We start from the raw sequence: 20,455 nt of genomic DNA on the forward strand, positions 1-20,455 counted from the left end.
TGTGATCCGGAAGATTGAGACCACTCCCACGATCCGCCCAGCGACGGAGGCCGATCTCGCCGCCTGCGCGAGGATCGTCAATGACTACATCGACGCGACGGACTGGCTGCCAAGGGCGAGATCTCGAGAAGAGATGGCCGCTCTGTTCACGCCGGATCTGTTCGCCTCCCGGGTCCTGCTGGTGGCGGATGTCGCAAGTGCGGTCGTGGGCGGACTCTCGATATCGAAGGAAGGCTTTGTGCACGGGATGTATGTAGACCTGCCGTTCCGCAGGCATGGCATCGGCAAGCTGCTGATGGATGAGGCGAAGTCGCGCTTCCCCGGCGGGCTGGAACTGACCGTCTTCGAGCCGAACACCGGTGCGTATCATTTCTACGAGCGGGAAGGCTTCCGCGAACTGCCGGATCGGCGACTGGAAAACCCCGACGACGGCATTCCCTTGCTCCTGATGCGGTGGGACGGCAAATCATGAGGTGGGCCGGCAAGAGCATCATCCCGGTGCTCACAATCCTCGCCGTGCTCATCGCCGTCTGGTACGTCGCCGCCATCTCCATGAACGCACCGTTCCAGCGCGACACCAACGCCAGGGGCGGGGTGCAGCCGGGCACATGGGAGTTCATCGGCCAGACTCTTTCGCAACCCAAGCCGACGCTGCCTGCCCCGCATCAGGTGGCGGTCAACGTCTTCGAGAGTACGTTTCTGCGGAAGGTGACGAGCAACCGAAGCCTCGTCTATCATTCCTGGGTCACGCTCTCCTCCACGCTTGCCGGATTCGGGCTGGGCACCGCGCTCGGCATCCTGATCGCGGTCGGGATCGTCCATATCCGCGCACTCGACCGCAGCCTCATGCCTTGGATCATCGCCTCGCAGACCATCCCCATCCTGGCGATCGCTCCGATGATCGTCGTAGTGCTGGCGGCCGTGAACGTCACGGGGCTCGTCCCGAAGGCGCTGATCTCGACCTACCTCTCCTTCTTCCCCGTCGCGGTCGGCATGGTGAAGGGCCTGCGCTCGCCCGAACTGCTGCATCTCGACCTAATGCGCACCTATAATGCGAGTGCCGCCCAGATATTCTGGAGGCTAAGAGTGCCGGCTTCCGTGCCGTTCCTCTTCGCCTCCATGAAGGTGGCGGTGGCGGCGAGCCTCGTCGGGGCCATCGTCGGCGAGTTGCCTACCGGTGCAGTAGCGGGGATCGGCTCGAAACTGCTCGCCGGCGCGTACTACAGCCAGACCATCGACATCTGGGCGGCATTGGTGGCAGGCTCGGTGGTGGCAGCACTGCTGGTTACGCTGGTCGGGGTCGCCGGGCGCGTCGTCGAACGTTCAATGGGGGCGCAGCCGTCATGAGATGGTTCACCCCCTCATGGCAGGTGCTTGTGGCCATCGTGCTGTGTGTCGTCGCGGCGGTACTCGGCCCGGCAAGCGGTCCTGAAGCTGGCGCGCTGGCCGACCCCACCGCAACCATCATCTATCCGTACTTCACGACCAAGGACTACATCTTCGGCCTGATCTTCCCGGCCGGCGCGATCTCGATGATGCGCATCCCCGCGGTCGCTGCCGCTCTCGTGCTTTTCATCGGAGCGCATGGCGCGGCCTGGCTTCTTTTGTCCGGGATTGCCGGTTTCGAAGGCACGGCGCTTGCACCCTTCTACCTGCTGCTCGCCGCTGCTTGGCTACTCGCCTGGCGCTGCGTGACGATCCTGTCGTCACTGGCGCCCGCCGGACGCGGAGAGCGCATGCTCCTTCGGCTGCTGATCCCGGCCATCTTCGGCCTTTGGCTGCTCATCATCTGGGAAGCGGTCACGCGCGGCGCTGGGGTCCCCTTCGTGCTCTTGCCGCCGCCGAGCGCCATTGCTGCGCGCATCGCCAACTCGCTGCCGATCCTAGCCGCCGACGTGAAGCAGACGATCTTGAAGGCGGTGCTTGCCGGCTATGTGATCGGTTGTGGGGCCGGGCTGGCCGCGGCCATCCTCGCCGACCGCTTCGGCTTCCTGCGCCGCGGCCTCTTGCCGATCGGCAACATGGTATCGGCGCTGCCAATCATCGGCATCGCGCCGATCATGGTGATGTGGTTCGGCTTCGACTGGCACTCCAAGGCGGCCGTCGTCGTCGTGATGACCTTCTTCCCGATGCTGGTGAACACGGTCACCGGGCTCGCCGCCAGCGGCCATATGGAGCGCGACCTGATGCGCACCTACGCCGCGGGCTACTGGCAGACGCTCGTGAAGCTCAGGCTGCCTGCTGCCGCGCCCTTCATCTTCAATGCTCTGAAGATCAACTCGACGCTTGCCCTTATCGGAGCGATCGTCGCCGAGTTCTTCGGCACGCCGGTGGTCGGCATGGGCTTCCGCATCTCCACCGAGGTCGGCCGTATGAACATCGACATGGTGTGGGCCGAGATTGCCGTTGCGGCAGTCGCAGGTTCGGTCTTTTATGGCGTGGTCTCCCTTTTCGAGAGAGCCGCCACGTTTTGGCATCCGTCTGTCCGAGGGGGATAGACCAACCAGAGGGAAGAAGAATGAAGACCTTCATCATTTCCATGCTGGCGGGGGCGATGTCGCTTGCCGCCGCCCAGGCGCTCGCCGCCGACAAGGTGACGCTGCAGCTCAAATGGGTCGCCCAGTCCCAGTTCGCGGGCTACTTCGTAGCCAAGGACAAGGGTTTCTACGAGGAGGAGGGCCTCGACGTCGAGATCAAGCCGGGCGGGCCCGACATCGCGCCGGAGCAGGTCATTGCCGGCGGCGGCGCCGACGTGATCGTCACTTGGATGGCGGCGGCACTCTCCGCCCGCGAGAAGGGCGTGCCGGTGGTCAACATCGCCCAGCCCTACAAGAAGGCCGGCATGCAACTCGTCTGCCCCAAAGACGGGCCGATCAAGACCGAGGCCGACTTCAAGGGCCACACGCTCGGCGTCTGGTTCTTCGGCAATGAATATCCGTTCTATGCCTGGATGAACAAGCTCGGCCTTCCGACCGAAGGCGGGCCGAATGGCGTGACCGTGCTGAAGCAGAGTTTTGACGTACAGCCGCTCATCCAGAAGCAGGCCGACTGCATCTCCGTCATGACCTACAACGAGTACTGGCAACTGATCGACGCCGGCTACAAGCCAGAGGACCTGATCGTCTTCAACTACTCGGCCATGGGCAACGACCTGCTCGAGGACGGGCTCTACGCGCTCGAAACCAAGCTGAAGGACCCGGCCTTCGAGGACAAGATGGTGCGGTTCGTGCGCGCCTCGATGAAGGGCTGGAACTATGCCGTCCAGAACTCGGACGAGGCCGCGGAGATCGTCATGGACAATGGCGGGCAGGACGAGAACCACCAGAAGCGGATGATGGGCGAGGTTGCCAAGCTGATCGACAATGGCGACGGCAAGCTGAATGAGGCGGCCTACGACCGCACGGCCAAGGCGCTGCTCGACCAAAAGATCATCAGCAAGGAGCCCTCCGGCGCTTGGACCAGCGCGATCACCGACAAGGCGATCAAGTAGATCTCGTTACAGCCGTAACCGGTGCGGAAGGGGCGGGCGACCGCCCCTTTTTGCTGATCGAGAAAGAGGATCAGGCCGCCCGAGGCTCGATTTCCGCGATCTCGTCCACTGCAACGGTTGCGAGATCATGGTTTGCCTGCAGGTTCATCCAGAACTGAGGCGTCGTGTTGAAGTAGCGCGCGAGACGCATGGCCGTGTCGGCCGTTACCGCACGCTTTTCCCGCACCAGCTTCTCGATTCTGTCGCGCGGTACGTGCAGCGCCTTGGCCAGTGAGCCTGGCGTGAGGGAATATTCCGGCAAAAACTCCTCTCGCAGTATTTCGCCGGGGTGAACAGGACGTGGCCGAAGCTCGCTCATCTCAGCCTCTATGATAGTCGACAATTTCGACCTCGAAAGCATCTCCATCCTTCCAAACGAAGCACAGCCGCCATTGCTGGTTGATACGAATGGAGTGCTGGCCTGCCCGATCGCCGCGAAGGAGTTCGAGTTGGTTTGATGGCGGCACCCGCAAGTCTGCCAAACTGGTGGCGGCGTCGAGTTGTGCCAGCTTCCGCTGCGCTCTCTGGACCAGGTCGGGTGGGAAGCCCTTTTCGGCCGAGCCCCCCCTGATGCCGGGTATCCTCTTGTCCCTCAGCGATCGGATCATTGCAGCCTGTATCTCAAAAGGATACAGGCTGCAAGCCTATCTCCCCTCCCGGATATCCGTGAGGGTTCGGGTCGGGGTGATCGCCTCCGGATCGATCCTCACCTCGATGATCGACGGCTTGCCGCTGGCACGGGCACGTTCGAAGGCGGGGGCGAAGTCTTCTGTGGTCTCGACCGTCTCGCCGTGTCCGCCATAGGCGCGGGCAAGGGCCGCGAAATCGGGGTTCCTCAGATCGGTGCCGATCACTCGGCCGGGATATTCGCGCTCCTGGTGCATGCGGATCGTGCCGTAGATGCCGTTGTTGACCACGACGACCGTGATCGGCAGGTCGTACTGCACGGCCGTCGCGAACTCCTGGCCGTTCATCAGGAAGCAGCCGTCGCCGGCGAATGCGATCACCTCGCGTTCCGGGAATAGCATCTTGGCGGCAACAGAGGCCGGCACGCCGTAGCCCATAGAGCCCGAGGTAGGGGCAGCTTGGGTGGCGTATCGGCGGAATCGGTGGAAGCGATGGATCCAGGTCGCATAATTGCCGGCGCCGTTGGTGAAGATGGCGTCTTCCGGCAGGACCTCTTCCAGATGCTTCATGATCCGGCCCATCGCGACCGGACCGGGGCTGGTCTCTGGCGGCGTCGACCAGGCCAGATAGGCGCCGTGCAGCCGCTCGGTCTCGGCCTCCCAGACCGGCGGAGCCTCGGGCGCGATGTCTGCAAGCGCCTCGGCGAACGCGGCTGCCGACGCATTGATCGCCAATGCTGGCTTGTAGACGCGGCCGAGCTCGTTCGGATCGGCGTGCACGTGCACCAGCGTCTGGTCGGGGTAGGGGCTCTTCAGCAACGTGTAATCCGACGACGGCATCTCGCTGAAGCGACCGCCGATGAGCAGCACGAGATCGGCTTCCTTGATGTAGGCGGCGAGCTTCGGATTGGGGCCGATGCCGACATCGCCGGCGTAGCAGGGATGGAGGTGGTCGAACAGCATCTGGCGGCGGAAGGAGCAGCCGACCGGCAGCGCCCAGGCTTCGGCCGCCTTCTCGATGTCCGACTTCGCCTTGGCGCTCCAGCGTGTGCCGCCAAGGATGGCGATGGGTCGCTCGGCGTTGGATAGTAACTCCGTCAGCTTGCGCATCTCCGGCTCGCCGGGGCGCGTCTCGACGGGAGTCCAGGCTTGCGCGGCTGGCGCTTCAACCTCGCTGGTCAGCATGTCCTCCGGCAGGGCGATCACCACCGGACCGGGCCTGCCCGAGGTCGCGACCGAGAAAGCGCGGGTGACGATCTCTGGAATGCGCGCGGCGTCGTCGATCTCGGTCGCCCATTTCGCCAGCGGCCCGAAGAAGGCGCGGTAGTCCACCTCCTGGAAGGCCTCGCGCTCGCGGATGCCCTGCGCAATCTGGCCGATGAAGACGATCATCGGCACCGAATCCTGCATGGCGATGTGGATGCCTGCCGACGCGTTGGTGGCTCCCGGCCCGCGCGTCACGAAGCAGATGCCGGGCCGCCCGGTGAGCCGGCCTTCGCAGTCGGCCATCATCGCCGCGCCGCCTTCCTGCCGGCAGACGACTGTACGGATCGGGGAATCGTGGAGGGCGTCCAGCACAGCAAGGTAGGATTCGCCCGGCACGCAGAAGATGCGCTCGACCCCGTTCGCCTCGAGCGCCTCGACGATAAGCTGTCCGCCTGTCTTCATTTTCCGGCCTTCTCCAGTTCCGCGAGGATCTCGTCCGTGTGTTCGCCGAGCCACGGCGAGGGGCGATCATAGGCGAGCGGCGTCTCGGACAATACGATTGGCGACCTCACCGAGGGCAGGACGTTGCCAATCCTGTCCTCGAGGTCAAGCCGCATGCCGCGCGCTTTGGCCTGCGGGTCGTCGAACATCTCGGCGATCGTATTGATCGGGCTTGCCGGAACGCCTTCCTTTTCGAGAGCCGCGAGCAACTCGCTCTTTTGCCATCCAGCGAGCTTCGCCAGCATCGCCTCGCGCAGCGCGACGCGGTTGGCGACACGCGCGGCATTAGTGGCGAAGTCGGGGTTCTTTCCCAACTCGTCGAGCCCTACCACGGCGCAGAATTTTCGGAACTGGCCATCGTTGCCGACCGCCAGGATGATGTGGCCGTCTGCCACCGGCAGCACCTCGTAGGGCGCGATGTTCGGATGCGCATTGCCCATACGCGTGGGCGGCTTGCCGGAGACGAGGAAATTGAGGTTCTGGTTGGCGAGCACCGCGATCTGCGCATCGAACAGCGCCATGTCGATGTGCTGGCCCTCGCCGGTCGCCTCCGCGTGGCGAAGCGCCGCCTGGATGGCGATGACCGAATAGAGGCCAGTAAAGAGGTCGGTGACGGCGACGCCCACCTTCTGCGGCTCGCCATCCGGCGCGCCGGTGATCGACATCAGGCCGGACATGCCCTGGACGATGAAGTCGTAGCCGGCGCGCGGCGCATAGGGCCCGGTCTGGCCGAAGCCGGTGATCGAGCAATAGACGAGTTTTGGGTTCAACTCGCGAAAGCTCGCATAGTCGAGGCCATATTTCTTCAGCCCGCCGAGCTTGAAGTTCTCGATCAATACGTCCGAGGAGGCCGCCAGCCTGCGGATCGTCTCGGCGCCTTCCGGCGTCGAGAAATCCACCACGATCGAGCGTTTTCCGCGGTTGCAGGAGTGGTAATAGGCGGCGGAAAGGTTCTCGCCGTCCTCCGCGGTCACGAAGGGCGGACCCCACTTGCGCGTGTCGTCGCCTTCCGGGCTTTCGACCTTGATGACGTCGGCGCCGAGATCGGCAAGCAACTGGCCGGCCCAGGGCCCAGCAAGGATGCGGGCAAGCTCGAGGACGCGGACACCGTGAAGGGGAGGCTTTGACATGTCGAACCGCTGTTGTCTCGGCCCTCGGCTCTACAGGGCTTCGGGCACGCTGTCACCTCGCCGCGTTCTCTGGCACGGCAGTTCCCATGCGGACCACTTTTGTGGCCCATTTGATGAAGTCGGCGGTGATCTCGTCGCGGTTGAGGTCGTTCAATCCCTCGTGGCGAGTCTGCGGCCAAGTCCTTGATGTGAGATTCGAAAATCCCATCCGGCGCATGCGCGCTGCGAACTGCTCAACCGCCTTGCCGAAGTTGGTGGAGGGGTCTGCGCCGCCGCCGACCAGATGGAAGGGCAGGTTCCGCCGTATGGAAGCGAAGTTGCGGTCGTCCGCCCCGGTAAAGACCATGCGGAAAATATCCTGCCACATCGAGACCGACGGAAGCCAGCCGCAGAGCGAGTCGGCCACATACTTGTCCACCTCGACCTGGTCACGCGAAAGCCAATCGGCCGAAGTCCTTCGGTTCGGCACCGCGCCATTCCAGGCCTGGAAGGTAAGCCTCGGAACAATGCGAGCGGGCACATCCGCACCGAGCCGAAAGCGCTCCCAGCCGAGAAGCGCCTGTCCGAGACGGCCGAGCAGCCCCGGCGAGAAATTGGCGTTCCAGATCGCCGCGCCGGCGAGATGGTCCGAGCGCTTCAGCACCGAATTGAGCGCGACGATGCCGCCCATCGAATGGCCGAAGATGATCAGCGGAAGCCCGGGGTGTTCCTGGGAGATGAAATGATGGACGTGGCTGACGTCGGCCAACATCTTGTCGACACCGTGCTCTTGCGCGAAGCGTCCCTCAGGCGCGCCCGGTGCGGTGGTTTCGCCGTGCCCGCGATGGTCGTGGGCGTACACATGGAAGCCGGCGCCTGCCAACGCCTCGGCGAAGCGCGCATAGCGGGCGGCATGCTCGGCGAGGCCGTGATTTATATGGACAACGCCGATTGCGTGTTCGGCGGCGCGCTTGATGTAAAGATTGAGCTGCGCGCCTGTAGGAGAGAATAGAACGGTCCTCGCGTCGAACGGCATTTTTCTCCCCTCTGCCGCTTCAGATCAAATCCAGCGGCTTCGCCCAACAAACCGGCGGGTGCCACTTCCCCTTTCGCCCCGCATCCCTTACATAGCGGCCAACTCCCGAACACCCTTAGAAGGTCCGCGCGCGTGGCACGCCAGTTCATTTATCACATGTCCGGCCTCAGCAAGGCCTATGGCACCAAGAAGGTGCTGGAGAACATCAATCTTTCCTTCTACCCCGACGCCAAGATCGGCATCCTCGGCCCCAACGGCTCGGGTAAGTCCACCATCCTCAGGATCATGGCCGGGCTGGACAAGGAATATTCCGGCGAGGCCTGGCTGGCCGAGGGCGCCACTGTCGGCTACCTCGCGCAGGAACCGCATCTCGACCCGGCCAAGACCGTGTTCGAGAACGTCATGGAAGGCGTGGCGAAGAAGACCGCCATCATCGAGCGCTACAACGAACTGATGATGAACTACTCCGACGAGACGGCCGAAGAATCCGCCCGGCTCCAGGACGAGATGGACCGCCTCAATCTCTGGGACCTGGAACAGCAGGTCGAGATGGCGATGGACGCCCTGCAGTGCCCGCCCGGCGACGCGGACGTCAACAACCTGTCCGGCGGCGAGCGCCGCCGCGTGGCGCTCTGCCGGCTTCTGCTGGAGCAGCCCGACTTGCTTCTCCTCGACGAGCCGACCAACCACCTCGACGCCGAGACCACGTCGTGGCTGGAAAAGCACCTGCGCGACTATCCCGGCTCGGTGCTGATCATCACCCACGACCGCTACTTCCTCGACAACGTCACCGGCTGGATCCTCGAACTCGATCGTGGCCGCGGCATCCCCTATGAGGGCAACTACACCAAATATCTCGATGCCAAGGCCAAGCGCCTGATCCAGGAAGGCCGCGAGGACGACGCCCGCCAGAAGGCGATCTGGCGCGAGCGCGAGTGGATCGCCTCATCGCCCAAGGCGCGCCAGACCAAGTCGAAGGCCCGCATCAAGGCCTACGAGGATCTCGTCGAGCAGGCGCAGAACCGCAAGCCGACCGACACACAGATCGTCATCCCCGCTGGCGAGCGGCTCGGCAATGTCGTGATCGAGGTCGAGGGCCTGACCAAGGGCTTCTCCGACGAGGTGCTGATCGAGGACCTCTCCTTCAAGCTGCCGCCGGGTGGCATCGTCGGCGTGATCGGCCCGAACGGCGCCGGCAAGACGACGCTGTTCCGCATGATCACCGGTTTCGAGAAGCCGGATGCCGGCTCGATCCGCGTCGGCGAGACCGTCAGGCTCGGCTATGTCGACCAGAACCGCGACGCGCTCGATCCCAACAAGACCGTCTGGGAGGAGATCTCCGGCGGCGCCGAGGTCATCAAGCTCGGCAAGTTCGAGGTGAATTCACGCGCCTACTGCTCGTCGTTCAACTTCCGGGGCGGCGACCAGCAGCAGAAGGTCGGCAGCCTCTCGGGCGGTCAGCGCAACCGCGTGCACCTCGCCAAGATGCTCAAGAACGGCGGCAACGTGCTGCTCCTCGACGAGCCGACCAACGACCTCGATACCGAGACGCTCGGCGCTCTGGAAGACGCGCTCGAGGCCTATGCCGGCTGTGCGGTCATCATCAGCCACGACCGAATGTTCCTCGACCGCATGGCCACCCACATGCTGGCCTTCGAAGGCGACGCGCATGTCGAGTGGTTCGAGGGCAACTTCGAGGAGTACGAGAAGGACAAGGCACGCCGCCTCGGCCCCGAGGCGCTCGTCCCGCACCGCATGACGCACAAGCGGCTGACGCGTTAACGCGTGCCTCGCTGGGGCGAATGGGGAGGGAGGAAAACCGCACTGGCGGGCGCAGTGACCCTGGCGCTCGCTGGAACGGGACAGGCCCTCGCCAAACCCGCTCAATGCTTCACCACCGACGACGGCCATTATCCCTGTGATTTTCGCGCTACGGACAAGGCGGGGAGCTTCATCATCCGGGCGGAGGGATATCCGACCTTCACGGTTCAGATCGACAGTTTTGGCGCGGCCTTCGTGTTCGCGGATTTCGGCAATCGCAACGTGGCGCTTCCCGGACCCTACCATCGCGCCGAGGATGATCGCGCCTGCTGGGTGAATCCGGACACAGGGAGCCGGCTCTGCGCCTGGTAGAGCACAGGCATTTCGAGCCGTGCCCGGGCGTGTTCTCGCCCTAAAATGGTCGAGCACTGTTACGAGGTTGTGCAAGGATTGACCGGCGGTTGTAAGCCCGCCCTTTCCGCAGCGCAAAATTCGGCGTAAACCGGTTCAGGAAAGCGCATTCCGGGGGATGTTCGGGGCGCATTGGACATTGCGACCGGTACGGAAGCCTCGACATGCATCGCGTCATGATAAGCGGGATCGGCGTGCTGATTCCGGAAGCCTCGATCACCAATGAGGATCTGGTCGAGAGCTTCAACGCCCATGTGAGAGCCGAGAACGCGCGCCGCGCCTCCACGGGTGAGCCGCCGCTGGGTGAATCCTCGGCCGATTTCATCGAGCATGCCTCGGGCGTAAAAACCCGACATGTGCACACGCTGGAGGGCATCCTCGATCCCGAGCGGATGTCGCCGCGCATCGCCGCGCGGGCGGACGACGACCTCTCGGTCATGGCCGAATTCGGCGTGGGGTCTGCGCGCCGCGCGCTGGAGGATGCCGATCTGAGCGGGGCGGACATCGACATGGTGATCTGCGCGGCCTCGCACCATCAGCGGCCCTATCCGGCCATCGCCATCGAGATCCAGAACGCGATCGGGGCAGGCGGTGCGGCCTTCGACATGACCCTTGGCTGCTCGTCGGCAGCGGCCGGCCTGCATGTCGCGGCGAACCTGGTGCGATCCGGGGCGCAGCGGCGGGTGCTGGTCGTCACGCCCGAGATCATCACCGGACACCTCGATTTCCGCGACCGGCAGACGCATTTCATCTTCGGCGATGCCTCCACCGCCATCATCGTCGAGCGCATGACCGAGCCGCGCCCGGGCCGCTTCGAGATCATCGATACCCGCGGCTGGACGCAATTCTCCAACAACATCCGCACCAATTTCGGCTTCCTGCTGCGCGACGAACTGGACGACACCTCGGCGGTCCCGACCAAAGGCAACCTGATCCGGCAGGTCGGCAACAAGGTGTTCAAGGACGTGACGGTGGCGGGCCACCGCTTCATCGTCGACTTCCTCGGCGAGCACGGCCTTACGCCGGACGACATCCGCCGCTTCTGGCTGCACCAGGCCAATGCGCGGATGAACGCTATGATTCTGAAGCTCGCCTTCGGCCAGGAAGTTGGACACGATCGCGCGCCAATCGTGCTCGACCGTCTGGGCAATACCGCGGCGGCCGGCGCGGTCATCGCGCTCAAGGAAAACCACGAGGACATGGAAGCCGGCGACTGGGGGCTGCTCTGTGCCTTCGGCGCGGGTTATTCCATCGGTGGCGCGCTGCTGAGGATGATGTAGCGGGCTTCATTCTAACCATCACCGAAATTGGCTGGATCGTCCCGCCTGCTTCAGTGCATCACGCCCGCGAAGCAGGAGATCTTTATGCCCGACCCCGTTTCAGTTGCCCATGATGCCACGATCGAAGTCCAGCCTGGCCGCAAGCTGGCGGCGCGGGTAGCCGGCCTCTATCTCGCGGCCGGCGACCATTTCGAGACGGCCGCGGTCGAGAGGCTTTCGCTGGATTTCGGCGGCATCGTAGGGGATTTCCATCATGGCGAGACCCGGCGCTCCGGCGGGCGGGAGCCGTGGTATCCACGCGGCACGGAAATCCGTAACGATCGCCAGGTCTCGATCGTGGCCGCGGACGAACTGGCGGTTGTCGCCGCGCGGATGGGCGTTCCCGAGATCAGGCCGGAGTGGGTCGGCGCCAATCTGTTGCTTGCAGGCGCGCCGCGCCTGTCCATGCTGCCCTCCGGCACGCTCCTGTTTTTCAAGGGCGGAGTGACGCTGAAGTTGGACGGCCAGAACAAGCCGTGCCGCTATGCCGGGCGGCAGGTGGCGCTGCGCGCCGGGATGCGGGATGAGGAAGCGGGCGCGCTCTCCTTCGTCGCAGCAGCGAAGCGGCTGCGCGGTCTGGTCGCCTGGGTGGAGAAGCCGGGCGTTATCAGTTCAGGGGAGGAGGTCTCGGTCCGGGTGCCCGAGCAGTGGATTTATCGGGTGTAGGCTATGGACCTGCTGCAGATGCTTCCGGCAAGCAAGTTCGAGGTAGACAGGGCTGCATCGCTTGTCGCCCTCGGATACCCGCAGTGGAGCCAGTTCTTCCGCAGATATTGCAATGGATGCAGGATATGAACTGGCCGGTGGCGATGCTGTTTGAGTCCCTAGTCACCAGCATCGGCCCACCGCTGGCGCCTCACCTACGCGACATATTTCTGACCGACGATGACGTCTGGAAATACTGGATGCTGAAGGTCGTCGTAGGCGATTGTCCGGCTCTGGTGACGATGCTTCGGCCAGAAATCACACAACTGTCGCAGCAGAGTTCACCCTACCAAGCCGAATCGCGCGACGCGGCTCCGGAAATTCTCCAACTGTACCCCGAATGATCGCCGCCTCTGATCATTCCACGTCCGGATCGTCGGCCTCGAGCAGCCGCGTCGCGCGCCAGCGGGTCAGCACCGCATTGATCTGGTCGAGCACGAAGAAGCGGGCGGAATCGCGGTCGTAGCCTTCGGCCAGCAGCGCGTCATAGTCGGTATGCTCGTGGCGGACATGGGCGACGGTCGCCAGCCACACGGCCACCGTCGGCGGCAGGGTTTTTAGATGGCGCGCCCCGGCATCGATTCTGATCTTCTCTGCGTCGGCGAAGGGCGCGAGGGGGAGAAGCACGGTAAGCGCCTTGGCGATGGCCCGCTGCCGCTGCGTCGACATTGCCGCCGATCAGTCCCGCATCGGTGCAGCCGGAACGTCGGCTGCCGGCTCGCCTGGGCGCTCATAGGTCGCATCGGGAACCGCGTCGGTGGTGACGAAATAGGGCTTCAGGTCGATCACCGGCGTGCCGTCGAGCACGTCGATTGCCTCCAGGCGCAGGATGCCCGAATCTGGATCGACGTCCAGGAGGCGCACGATATGGAGCCCGACGGGATTGGGCCTGACCGGCGTGCGTAAGGCGAAAACGCCTTTCGCCTCAGACGCATGCCGCGGTTTCTGAACAATAAGATTCCGCGGCGCGTGGTGCAGCCATGTGAGGATTGCGACATGGCTTGCCGCCTGCAGCCCCTGGAGGCCTTGGCGGTAGGCCGGCAAGATCTCGACCGTCGCGGGACGGCCGCGCTCGCGCGCCTCGCGCATGTTCTTCGGACAGTCCTCGCGGCGCGTCCAGGAGGAACGGATGACCCCGATGAAGACCAGATGCGCGTCACCCGGCTGGCCGGCCGGGTCCTCTGCCAGAGCGACTTCGCCGCCACGCAGTTCGAACATTCATCCCTCCTGACGGCGAGCGCCGTTCCGCTAGCGACACAGGTGTTGCGAAGTTGCGCATTTTCACATAAAGATATCTTTATGTCTTTTCGGATTGCAGATACAAGATGCGCATAACGCTCGACCAGATGGTTGATATATTGAAGGCAGCGGCCGAATCCAGCCGCCTGCGGATCCTCTCGCTGATCGCACGCGGCGACCTCACCGTCTCCGACATCACGGAAATCCTCAACCAGTCGCAGCCGCGCGTTTCGCGCCATCTCAAGCTCCTGATGGAGGCAGGCCTGGTGGAGCGCTACCAGGAGGGCTCCTGGGCGTTCTTCCGCATCTCGGACGACGAGGATGTGCGCGAGTTCGTGCAGGGCATCGTTTCCCGCGTTCGTCAGAACGATGCGCAGGTCGAACGGGACCTGGAGCGGCTTCACGCCGTGAAGCAGCGCCGGCAGGAGCGGGCAAGCGCCTATTTCAGCCGCAACGCCGCATCCTGGGACGAACTGCGCAAGATGCACGCGCCGGACAAGGCGGTCGAGGACGCGCTGATTACGGCGATCGGTAACAAGCCGTTCCAGTCGATGCTCGACCTTGGCACAGGCACCGGCCGACTGCTCGAACTGTTCGCGCCGCTCTATCGGCGCGGCATCGGTATCGACCTGTCGCGCGAGATGCTCGCTGTCGCCCGCGCCAATCTCGACCGCGCGGGCGTCTCGCACGCGCAGGTGCGCCAGGGCGATATCTATGCGCCGCCTCTGGAGCGCGACAGCTTCGACCTCATTACCATGCACCAGGTGCTGCACTATCTGGACGAGCCAGGGCAAGCGATCCGTGAGGCGGCACGCCTGATCAGGCCGGCCGGGCGGCTGGTGATCGTCGACTTCGCCCCGCACACGCTCGAGTTCCTTCGCGAGGAACACGCGCATATCCGCCTCGGTTTCTCGGACCAGCAGATCGCCGAATGGTTCGAGGAGGCCGGCCTGGACCTCGAGACCGCAAAGGCATTCGAGCCGCGCCATGCGGCCGACGCGGCGCTTACGGTGAAGCTCTGGCTCGGCCGTGACCGCCGGCTGCTGATCGCCGACCAGCCACCCAACGTCCTGCAAGGGGAAGCTGTCTGATGAACCAGTACCGTTTCTCGCGCCGCCCCGAACTCGCGAGCCGGCTTCGCGTCTCGTTCGAGTTCTTTCCTCCAAAGACCGATGAGATGGAGGAGCGGCTCTGGAAGACGGTCACCCGTCTGGAGCCGCTGGAGCCCCGGTTCGTTTCGGTTACCTACGGGGCAGGGGGATCGACGCGGGGACGGACGGCGCGCACGGTGAAGCGTATTCTCGACGAGACGCGGCTGCGCCCGGCGGCCCACATGACCTGCATCGATGCCACCCGGGAGGAGGTCGATCAGGTGATCTCGGAATTCGCGGAGATGGGCATCCGCAACTTCGTGGCGCTGCGCGGCGATCCGACGGAGGGGGTCGGAGCACGCTACAGACCACATCCCAACGGTTACGCCAATGGCGCCGACTTGGTCGCCGCTATGAAGAAGATCGGCGATTTCGATGTTTCGGTTGCTGCCTATCCCGAGAAGCACCCGGAAAGCCCTGACTTCGCAACTGACATCGACATGCTGCAGCGCAAGGTCGACAATGGCGCCACCCGCGCCATCACCCAGTTCTTCTTCGACAACGACGTCTATGAGCGCTACGTGGAGCGGGTCCGGCGGGCGGGCATCTATGTCCCGATCGTGCCGGGCATCTTGCCGGTCCATAATTTCGCGCAGGTCACCAACTTCTCATCGCGCGCCGGCGCACACGTGCCGGCATGGCTGGCGGAGCGGTTCGATGGGCTGCAGAACGATCCGCAGACGCACGCGCTCGTCGCCTCGGCCGTGGCGGCCGAGCAGGTGATGGATCTGGTGGAGCGCGGTGTGCAGGATTTCCACTTTTATACGATGAACCGCGCCGATCTCGCCTTCGCCATCTGCCACATGATCGGCATCCGCTCGCACGAGCCTGCAGCGGTGGGGCAGGTGGCCGGTGCTGCCGCGGCCTGAGAGACCAGGCTTCCGGAATTGGAGAGGCCCGCCGCTGCCGGCGGGCCTCTCTCATTTTATTTTTGGCGTCAGACCTAGTCTGATACCCCCCGACTCATGATCTAAGGGAGAACTCCCATGATCAAGGCGCCGATGAATGCGAATGCCGCACAGATCATCAACGCGTTGATCGGCCGTGCAAGTCCCATGCATGCCTCCATGAGCAGAGTACGGGGTGGAATCTAAGCGAGTTTGAGCTTCGTACAAGCAGAAATGATGCTGCGTTGCGGCAGGATCAGGGGCCCTTCCGGGCTAGCCGATTGAAACAACGTCAGAAAAGCCGCTCGCGAAAAATTTCATAGGTTGTTAACTTCCGTGAGCATTCCAGGCCGTGAACACCCGGCCGTCGATGGTCACCAGTCCCGCGGCGATCGCAGCCATTCCGAGCATCTCGACCGGCTGCATGCGCTCCTGGAGAAACAGCGCGCCGAGCAGAATCGCGCTCGCCGGCACGATCAGCGTCACCAGCGATGTGTTGGTGGCACCAGCGTTTGCGACCAACCGAAAGAACAGCAGATAGGCGAAGGCAGTCGACAGAAGGGCGAGGGCGAAAACCGCCGCCCACACATGGCCGCTGGTCGAGGGAAGGGCGTAGAGCCCGCCCGTGGCGACGGCGATCGGGAGCATGATGATGCTCGACACAGTGAGCTGCGCCGCGGCGACGAGTGCCGGCGGCACGCCCTTGAAGCGCTTGGCCACCATCAGCGCCATTGCATAGGAAAGGGAGGCGCCGATCAGCGCCAGTTTCGGCCAGACCGAACCGCCGATTCCGGCCAGCAGCCCGGGGCCGATCATTGCCGCCGTGCCGGCGATGCCGAGCAGGATGCCAACAGTCTTGTTCCAGGTGAGTTTTTCGTCCTGCGTCAGTGCATTGGCGAGGAGCGCGGTCCAGAACGGCGTCGTAGCGTTGAGCACCGAGGCCAGCCCGGCTCCCAGCTGCGTCTGACCGGCGAAGATCAGCGAGAAGGGAATGACGTTGTTGAGGATGGCGAGCAGGACGAAGCTGCCGGCGAACGGGAGCGCAATGCGGAAGGATATGCCTGTCGCGGAAAGATAGACGTGGAGAGCAGCCGCCGCGATTGCCACGCGAAGCAAGACGAGCGTCAGCGGGTGGATCTCCGAAACGGCGATGCGCGCGAAGAAGAACGAGCCGCCCCAGATGAGGCCGAGCAGAAGGAGCATCGCCCAACTCTTGAGCGACATGGGAGCGGAATGCTTTGCTGCTGCCTGGATCGTTGACATTGCGGAATTCCTGATGGCTGCTGCCGTCGTAGGCGTCCGCAGCTCTCGTGGCCACCCGGTTCCTGCAGGCTGACGCAAGGCATTCTTGCTGCTGGCGCAACGTAAAGTAGGTCAGCGGCGGCTGTCAGGTCCTCTACAATCCGCGGAAAGGCGCAATGCGGGCCTTGCCATGATCGTCTGCCGAACCATCCTGCTTGCGAATCATTGCAGGGTGGACCAGTCATTGCGGGCTGAAAGCGAGCTAACGAGGGCCCGAACCCCGAGGAGCCGTCATGCGGATATTCCAGAACGCCACCCAGGCGGCGCTTGCGATGAGACCGGACGACCCGGTCTATTGCTTCCGGCCCGAGGTGCTGAAGGCCGATGCCCGTCAGTTCATGGAGATGTTTCCGGGCAAGACCGCCTATGCGGTGAAGACGAATGGCGAGCAACTCGTGCTCAAGACCCTCGTCGAGGCCGGGGTGAAAGCTTTCGACGTCGCCTCGCCCGGCGAGTTCGCAGCGGTGCGCGCGGTCTCGCCCGACGCCGAAATGCTTTACATGCATCCGGTGAAGGCCCAGTCGGATATCCGCCTGGCACTAGAGAAGTATGGCATCCGCGTGATCGCGGTCGACCATGAGGACGAGATCACCAAACTGACGCGCGTGGTCAGGGCGCTCGACATCGATCCCGGCTCCATCACGGTCTTCGTGCGCATCCAGACCAAGGGGCAGGCGGCCTACGAGCTGTCGAAAAAATTCGGCGCCGGCCCCGCTTATGCGGTCGAACTGGCGCAGCGGCTGCAGCGGACCGGCTACAAGGTCGGGCTTTGCTTCCACGTCGGCAGCCAGATCGAGGATCCCGACACCTACGATCGGGCGCTCGCCTCCGCCGACTGGGTGCGCAACCGCGTCGGCTTCCCGATTGCGGGACTGGACGTCGGCGGCGGCTTTCCGGCCGAGTACGGCACCGATCCGGCGTCCAAGAAGCCGCCCATGCCTTCGATCGGCCAGTTGATGTCGCGCCTGCGTTCCGACATCGCCGCCTGGAATTTCGACAAGATGCCGCTGGTTGCGGAGCCCGGGCGGGTGATCGTCGCGCGCGCCTTTTCGCTGGTCGTGCGCGTGCTGCTGCGGAAGGGCAGGCGGCTCTACATCAACGACGGTATCTGGGCCTCGCTGTCGGACAGTTGGACAGGCAAGCTGACGCTGCCCGCCCGCATCATCCCCGACCCGGCGATCCGCTCGCGCAACGGCAACGAGAAGACGATCGTGCCGTTCAAGGTGTGCGGAGCGACCTGCGACTCCGTCGACATCCTGTCGCGGCCGTTTTGGCTGCCGGAGACGATCGACACCGGCGACTGGATCGAGATCGGCCATATCGGCGCCTATTCGCTGTCGCTGCGCACCCGCTTCAACGGCTTCTACCCCGACACTTTCGTCGAGGTCACCACGCCGTTCGAGGAAGGCGAGGCGCCGCAGGGCCTTGCGACCGTGGAGACGATGGCGGCGGAGTAGGGCGAACACCGCCAGTTCAGCGAGGCGGTCAGGGGCCAGCCGCCGATTTCCTGAACATTCGGGTTACGGGCCTAGAAGCGTACACCGGTGCGGTTGAGAAAAGCCGGCCCAATTCGGCAGCCGGAAACGGGCGACCGCCGACGCAGGGGTGGCCTCCAAAGGTCCCCTAAATCAGAACGCTGCGTTCACAGCTTCGGCGTTTGAAAGCGGCGTCGCCTTGTGTCAGGGAACTCGAGCTTCCACTGGAGTACCCTGAATGAAATTGTTCTACATGCCGGGAGCCTGTTCTTTGGCTCCCCACATTGTCGCGAATGAAGCAGGCATTGACCTCGACCTCGTCAAGGTCGACGGCGCCAGCAAGAAGACCGAGCAGAATCAGGATTTCCTGACCACAAATCCAAACGGCTACGTGCCTGCGCTGGTTCTGCCTGACGGAGAACTGATGACCGAGGCATCCGTACTGGTTCAGTATCTTGCCGACCAGAAACCCGAGAGCGGTCTGATGCCTCGACCCGGCGATATGGCGCGCTATCGCGCCCAGCAGTGGCTGGCCTTCGTTGCCACGGAACTGCACAAGACCTTCTCACCATTTTTCAAGCCCGACACGCCCGAGGCAACGAAGGAGACGAACCGCGCGCATCTCTCGAAGCGCATCGCTTATGTCGATAGGAAGCTCGAGGGCCGCTCTTATCTGATGGGCGATGTCTTCACCGCCGCCGACGCCTATCTATGGACAGTCCTCGGCTGGGCGAAGTTCGTCGGCTTCGATTTGTCGCCCTTTGCCAACGTCCAGCGCTTCCTCGGAACCGTCGCTGCGCGACCTGCCGTGCAGAAAGCGTTGCGTGCAGAGGGTCTCGCCTGACGGCACCGTCATCAAGTTTCTTACTGGGAGAGTCGTCCCAACAGACTTGCGGCGCGCCATCTGCGCGCCGCATCGCTCCGCCAAGCAGGAGAGCGCGTTTGCCTGTCCTTAGTCAGGGATACGCCAGTTTGGCAGGCATTGCTGCGCAATGCGCGGCAGATTGCCCTACATTTGCGCAAGCAACTCGGGCGTAGGCCAGCCGTCGACAGGAAGGCCGCGCTTCATCTGCTCCTGGCGGACCGCTTCGCGGGTGTTGACCCCAAGAATGCCGTCGATCGCGCCGACGTCATAGCCCTTCTCGACGAGCTTCTGCTGGAGCTGCTTCATGGCGTCGCCGACCAGGCCGGGCTCGGGGTTCCGCTTGTCGTAGGGCGGGGCGCCGGCAAGCCGGGTGGCGAGCACCGCGGCCGTCAGCGCATACGTCGCCGACTGGTTCCAGTGGAGATAAACGTCGTAGTTGTCGAAGCCGAGGAAGGCGGGGCCCTTGCGGCCCATGGGCAGGACGAGGCCGGCCTTCAGCCCGGTGTCTTCGAGCGGCGAGCCGTCCGGCCCGGTCACGCCCCAGTCGCTCCACTGCGACAGCGGCAGCTTGTTGGTGCGTCCGGTCTGTTCCCACGGGAGATCGTCCGGCACGCGGACCTCCATCAGCCAGGGCTCCCCGCGCTTCCAGCCGCGATGCAGGACCTTGTTGGCCGTGGTCAGGATCGCATCGGGCGCGCTGCCGCGAAGGTCGATCACGCCGTCGCCGTCGCCGTCCACGCCGCGCGCGAGATAATCCGTGGGAAGGATCTGCGTCTGGCCGATCTCGCCGGCCCAGGCACCCTTGACATCGGCCGGCAGTACGCCGCGATCGATGAGGGTGAGCAGCGGCACGAGTTGCGGCCTGAAGAGATAGGGCCGGCGGCAGTCATGCGCCAGGGTGACGAGGGCGTTGAGCGTATGGAAATCGCCCTGGACCGCGCCGAAATCCGTCTCCAGCGCCCAGAAGGCGGCGATCACCGGGCCCGGCACGCCGAACTCCTGCTCGGCGCGCGCGAAGGTGTCGGCATATTTCTTCAGATTGGCCGCCCCATGCTTCAGGCGATAATCCGAGATCATGCGCGAGGAGAACTCGATGAAGGTCTGATTGAACACGGCCTGCGAGCGGTCACGGGCAAGCACGCGCGAGTCGATCTCTGCGGCCGCCAGCGCCGAGAGGCCGCGCTCGCCTACCCCAGCGGTACGCGCGTCATCGGCCACGCCCTTCCGCCAGAGCTCGAAATCAGCCCCGCATTCCTGGGCGTGCGCGACGCCCGTCATTGCCATCAAGGCAATGAAAGGGAGGGACTTCAATATGTTGCGCATGCCGGCCACA

At 64.1% G+C, this 20,455-nt stretch carries 22 protein-coding genes; 13 read left to right on the forward strand and 9 right to left on the reverse strand.

Annotated elements, in window-relative coordinates:
- The first annotated feature begins 1 nt into the window (after nucleotide 1).
- From HUI96_RS11040 to HUI96_RS11055, 4 genes are read left to right on the forward strand one after another with little or no spacing between them, the layout of a single operon-like run.
- Nucleotides 2–472: a GNAT family N-acetyltransferase gene (locus HUI96_RS11040; RefSeq protein ID WP_188254708.1), complete on the forward strand. Its 471-nt coding sequence runs from the start codon at nucleotides 2–4 to the stop codon at nucleotides 470–472.
- Nucleotides 469–1,347, forward strand: coding sequence for an ABC transporter permease (locus HUI96_RS11045; RefSeq protein ID WP_188254709.1), 879 nt, complete (start codon nucleotides 469–471; stop codon nucleotides 1,345–1,347). Before HUI96_RS11040 ends, HUI96_RS11045 begins: the two co-directional genes overlap by 4 nt.
- A complete protein-coding gene (locus HUI96_RS11050) occupies nucleotides 1,344–2,498 on the forward strand; it encodes an ABC transporter permease (RefSeq protein ID WP_188254710.1) in 1,155 nt (384 codons plus the stop codon). The genes HUI96_RS11045 and HUI96_RS11050 overlap by 4 nt, the downstream gene beginning before the upstream one ends.
- A gap of 20 nt (nucleotides 2,499–2,518) precedes the next feature.
- Nucleotides 2,519–3,490: an ABC transporter substrate-binding protein gene (locus HUI96_RS11055; protein WP_188254711.1), complete on the forward strand. Its 972-nt coding sequence runs from the start codon at nucleotides 2,519–2,521 to the stop codon at nucleotides 3,488–3,490.
- A gap of 70 nt (nucleotides 3,491–3,560) precedes the next feature.
- Here HUI96_RS11055 and HUI96_RS11060 read toward each other — a convergent pair whose 3' ends face one another.
- From HUI96_RS11060 to HUI96_RS11080, 5 genes are read right to left on the reverse strand one after another with little or no spacing between them, the layout of a single operon-like run.
- Nucleotides 3,561–3,848, reverse strand: coding sequence for a HigA family addiction module antitoxin (locus HUI96_RS11060; protein WP_188254712.1), 288 nt, complete (start codon nucleotides 3,846–3,848; stop codon nucleotides 3,561–3,563).
- Nucleotide 3,849: 1 nt separating this feature from the next.
- A complete protein-coding gene (locus tag HUI96_RS11065; RefSeq protein WP_188254713.1) occupies nucleotides 3,850–4,137 on the reverse strand; it encodes a type II toxin-antitoxin system RelE/ParE family toxin in 288 nt (95 codons plus the stop codon).
- 36 nt (nucleotides 4,138–4,173) lie between these two features.
- A complete protein-coding gene (locus HUI96_RS11070; RefSeq protein WP_188254714.1) occupies nucleotides 4,174–5,823 on the reverse strand; it encodes a thiamine pyrophosphate-binding protein in 1,650 nt (549 codons plus the stop codon).
- Nucleotides 5,820–6,992 (reverse strand): CaiB/BaiF CoA transferase family protein, encoded by a 1,173-nt coding sequence (locus tag HUI96_RS11075; RefSeq protein WP_188254715.1) that lies wholly within the window; start codon nucleotides 6,990–6,992, stop codon nucleotides 5,820–5,822. Before HUI96_RS11075 ends, HUI96_RS11070 begins: the two co-directional genes overlap by 4 nt.
- Nucleotides 6,993–7,044: 52 nt before the next feature.
- Entirely contained in the window at nucleotides 7,045–8,007 is a 963-nt protein-coding gene (locus HUI96_RS11080; RefSeq protein ID WP_188254716.1) for an alpha/beta fold hydrolase, read from the reverse strand.
- A gap of 132 nt (nucleotides 8,008–8,139) precedes the next feature.
- Between HUI96_RS11080 and ettA the strand changes: the two genes are divergently transcribed.
- The 5 genes from ettA (at nucleotide 8,140) to HUI96_RS30050 (ending at nucleotide 12,547) form a co-directional block, all read left to right on the forward strand.
- A complete protein-coding gene (gene ettA, locus HUI96_RS11085) occupies nucleotides 8,140–9,789 on the forward strand; it encodes an energy-dependent translational throttle protein EttA (RefSeq protein WP_188254717.1) in 1,650 nt (549 codons plus the stop codon).
- Nucleotides 9,790–9,843: 54 nt separating this feature from the next.
- On the forward strand, nucleotides 9,844–10,140 hold the full coding sequence (locus tag HUI96_RS11090; protein ID WP_210320123.1) for a hypothetical protein: 297 nt from the start codon (nucleotides 9,844–9,846) through the stop codon (nucleotides 10,138–10,140).
- A gap of 203 nt (nucleotides 10,141–10,343) precedes the next feature.
- Nucleotides 10,344–11,459, forward strand: coding sequence for a beta-ketoacyl-ACP synthase III (locus HUI96_RS11095; RefSeq protein ID WP_188254719.1), 1,116 nt, complete (start codon nucleotides 10,344–10,346; stop codon nucleotides 11,457–11,459).
- 84 nt (nucleotides 11,460–11,543) lie between these two features.
- Complete coding sequence (locus HUI96_RS11100) at nucleotides 11,544–12,164, forward strand: MOSC domain-containing protein (protein ID WP_188254720.1); 621 nt, start codon at nucleotides 11,544–11,546, stop codon at nucleotides 12,162–12,164.
- An 83-nt stretch (nucleotides 12,165–12,247) separates the two neighbouring features.
- Nucleotides 12,248–12,547, forward strand: a complete 300-nt coding sequence (locus tag HUI96_RS30050; protein ID WP_188254721.1) for a DUF5071 domain-containing protein — start codon at nucleotides 12,248–12,250, stop codon at nucleotides 12,545–12,547.
- A gap of 13 nt (nucleotides 12,548–12,560) precedes the next feature.
- Here the strand turns inward: HUI96_RS30050 and HUI96_RS11110 are convergent, their stop codons facing one another.
- Entirely contained in the window at nucleotides 12,561–12,872 is a 312-nt protein-coding gene (locus HUI96_RS11110) for a DUF2293 domain-containing protein (protein ID WP_188254722.1), read from the reverse strand.
- A 9-nt stretch (nucleotides 12,873–12,881) separates the two neighbouring features.
- A complete protein-coding gene (gene tsaA, locus HUI96_RS11115) occupies nucleotides 12,882–13,421 on the reverse strand; it encodes a tRNA (N6-threonylcarbamoyladenosine(37)-N6)-methyltransferase TrmO (RefSeq protein WP_188254723.1) in 540 nt (179 codons plus the stop codon).
- Between the two features lie 107 nt (nucleotides 13,422–13,528).
- Between tsaA and HUI96_RS11120 the strand changes: the two genes are divergently transcribed.
- On the forward strand, nucleotides 13,529–14,533 hold the full coding sequence (locus HUI96_RS11120; RefSeq protein WP_188254724.1) for an ArsR/SmtB family transcription factor: 1,005 nt from the start codon (nucleotides 13,529–13,531) through the stop codon (nucleotides 14,531–14,533).
- Nucleotides 14,533–15,462, forward strand: a complete 930-nt coding sequence (gene metF / locus HUI96_RS11125) for a methylenetetrahydrofolate reductase [NAD(P)H] (protein ID WP_188254725.1) — start codon at nucleotides 14,533–14,535, stop codon at nucleotides 15,460–15,462. Before HUI96_RS11120 ends, metF begins: the two co-directional genes overlap by 1 nt.
- Nucleotides 15,463–15,807: 345 nt before the next feature.
- On the opposite strand, the gene HUI96_RS11130 is transcribed toward metF, so the two are convergent.
- A complete protein-coding gene (locus HUI96_RS11130) occupies nucleotides 15,808–16,743 on the reverse strand; it encodes a DMT family transporter (protein ID WP_237684080.1) in 936 nt (311 codons plus the stop codon).
- Between the two features lie 272 nt (nucleotides 16,744–17,015).
- Between HUI96_RS11130 and HUI96_RS11135 the strand changes: the two genes are divergently transcribed.
- Together HUI96_RS11135 and gstA are read left to right on the forward strand one after the other, a co-directional pair.
- Entirely contained in the window at nucleotides 17,016–18,239 is a 1,224-nt protein-coding gene (locus HUI96_RS11135) for an alanine racemase (RefSeq protein ID WP_188254726.1), read from the forward strand.
- Between the two features lie 256 nt (nucleotides 18,240–18,495).
- Nucleotides 18,496–19,101, forward strand: a complete 606-nt coding sequence (gene gstA / locus HUI96_RS11140) for a glutathione transferase GstA (protein ID WP_188254727.1) — start codon at nucleotides 18,496–18,498, stop codon at nucleotides 19,099–19,101.
- Nucleotides 19,102–19,266: 165 nt separating this feature from the next.
- Here gstA and HUI96_RS11145 read toward each other — a convergent pair whose 3' ends face one another.
- Nucleotides 19,267–20,445 (reverse strand): lytic murein transglycosylase, encoded by a 1,179-nt coding sequence (locus HUI96_RS11145; protein WP_188254728.1) that lies wholly within the window; start codon nucleotides 20,443–20,445, stop codon nucleotides 19,267–19,269.
- Between the last annotated feature and the right edge of the window lie 10 nt (nucleotides 20,446–20,455).

The sequence above is a fragment of the Pseudaminobacter soli (ex Zhang et al. 2022) genome (assembly GCF_014595955.1).
In the GTDB taxonomy this organism is placed as follows: domain Bacteria; phylum Pseudomonadota; class Alphaproteobacteria; order Rhizobiales; family Rhizobiaceae; genus Kumtagia; species Kumtagia pseudosoli.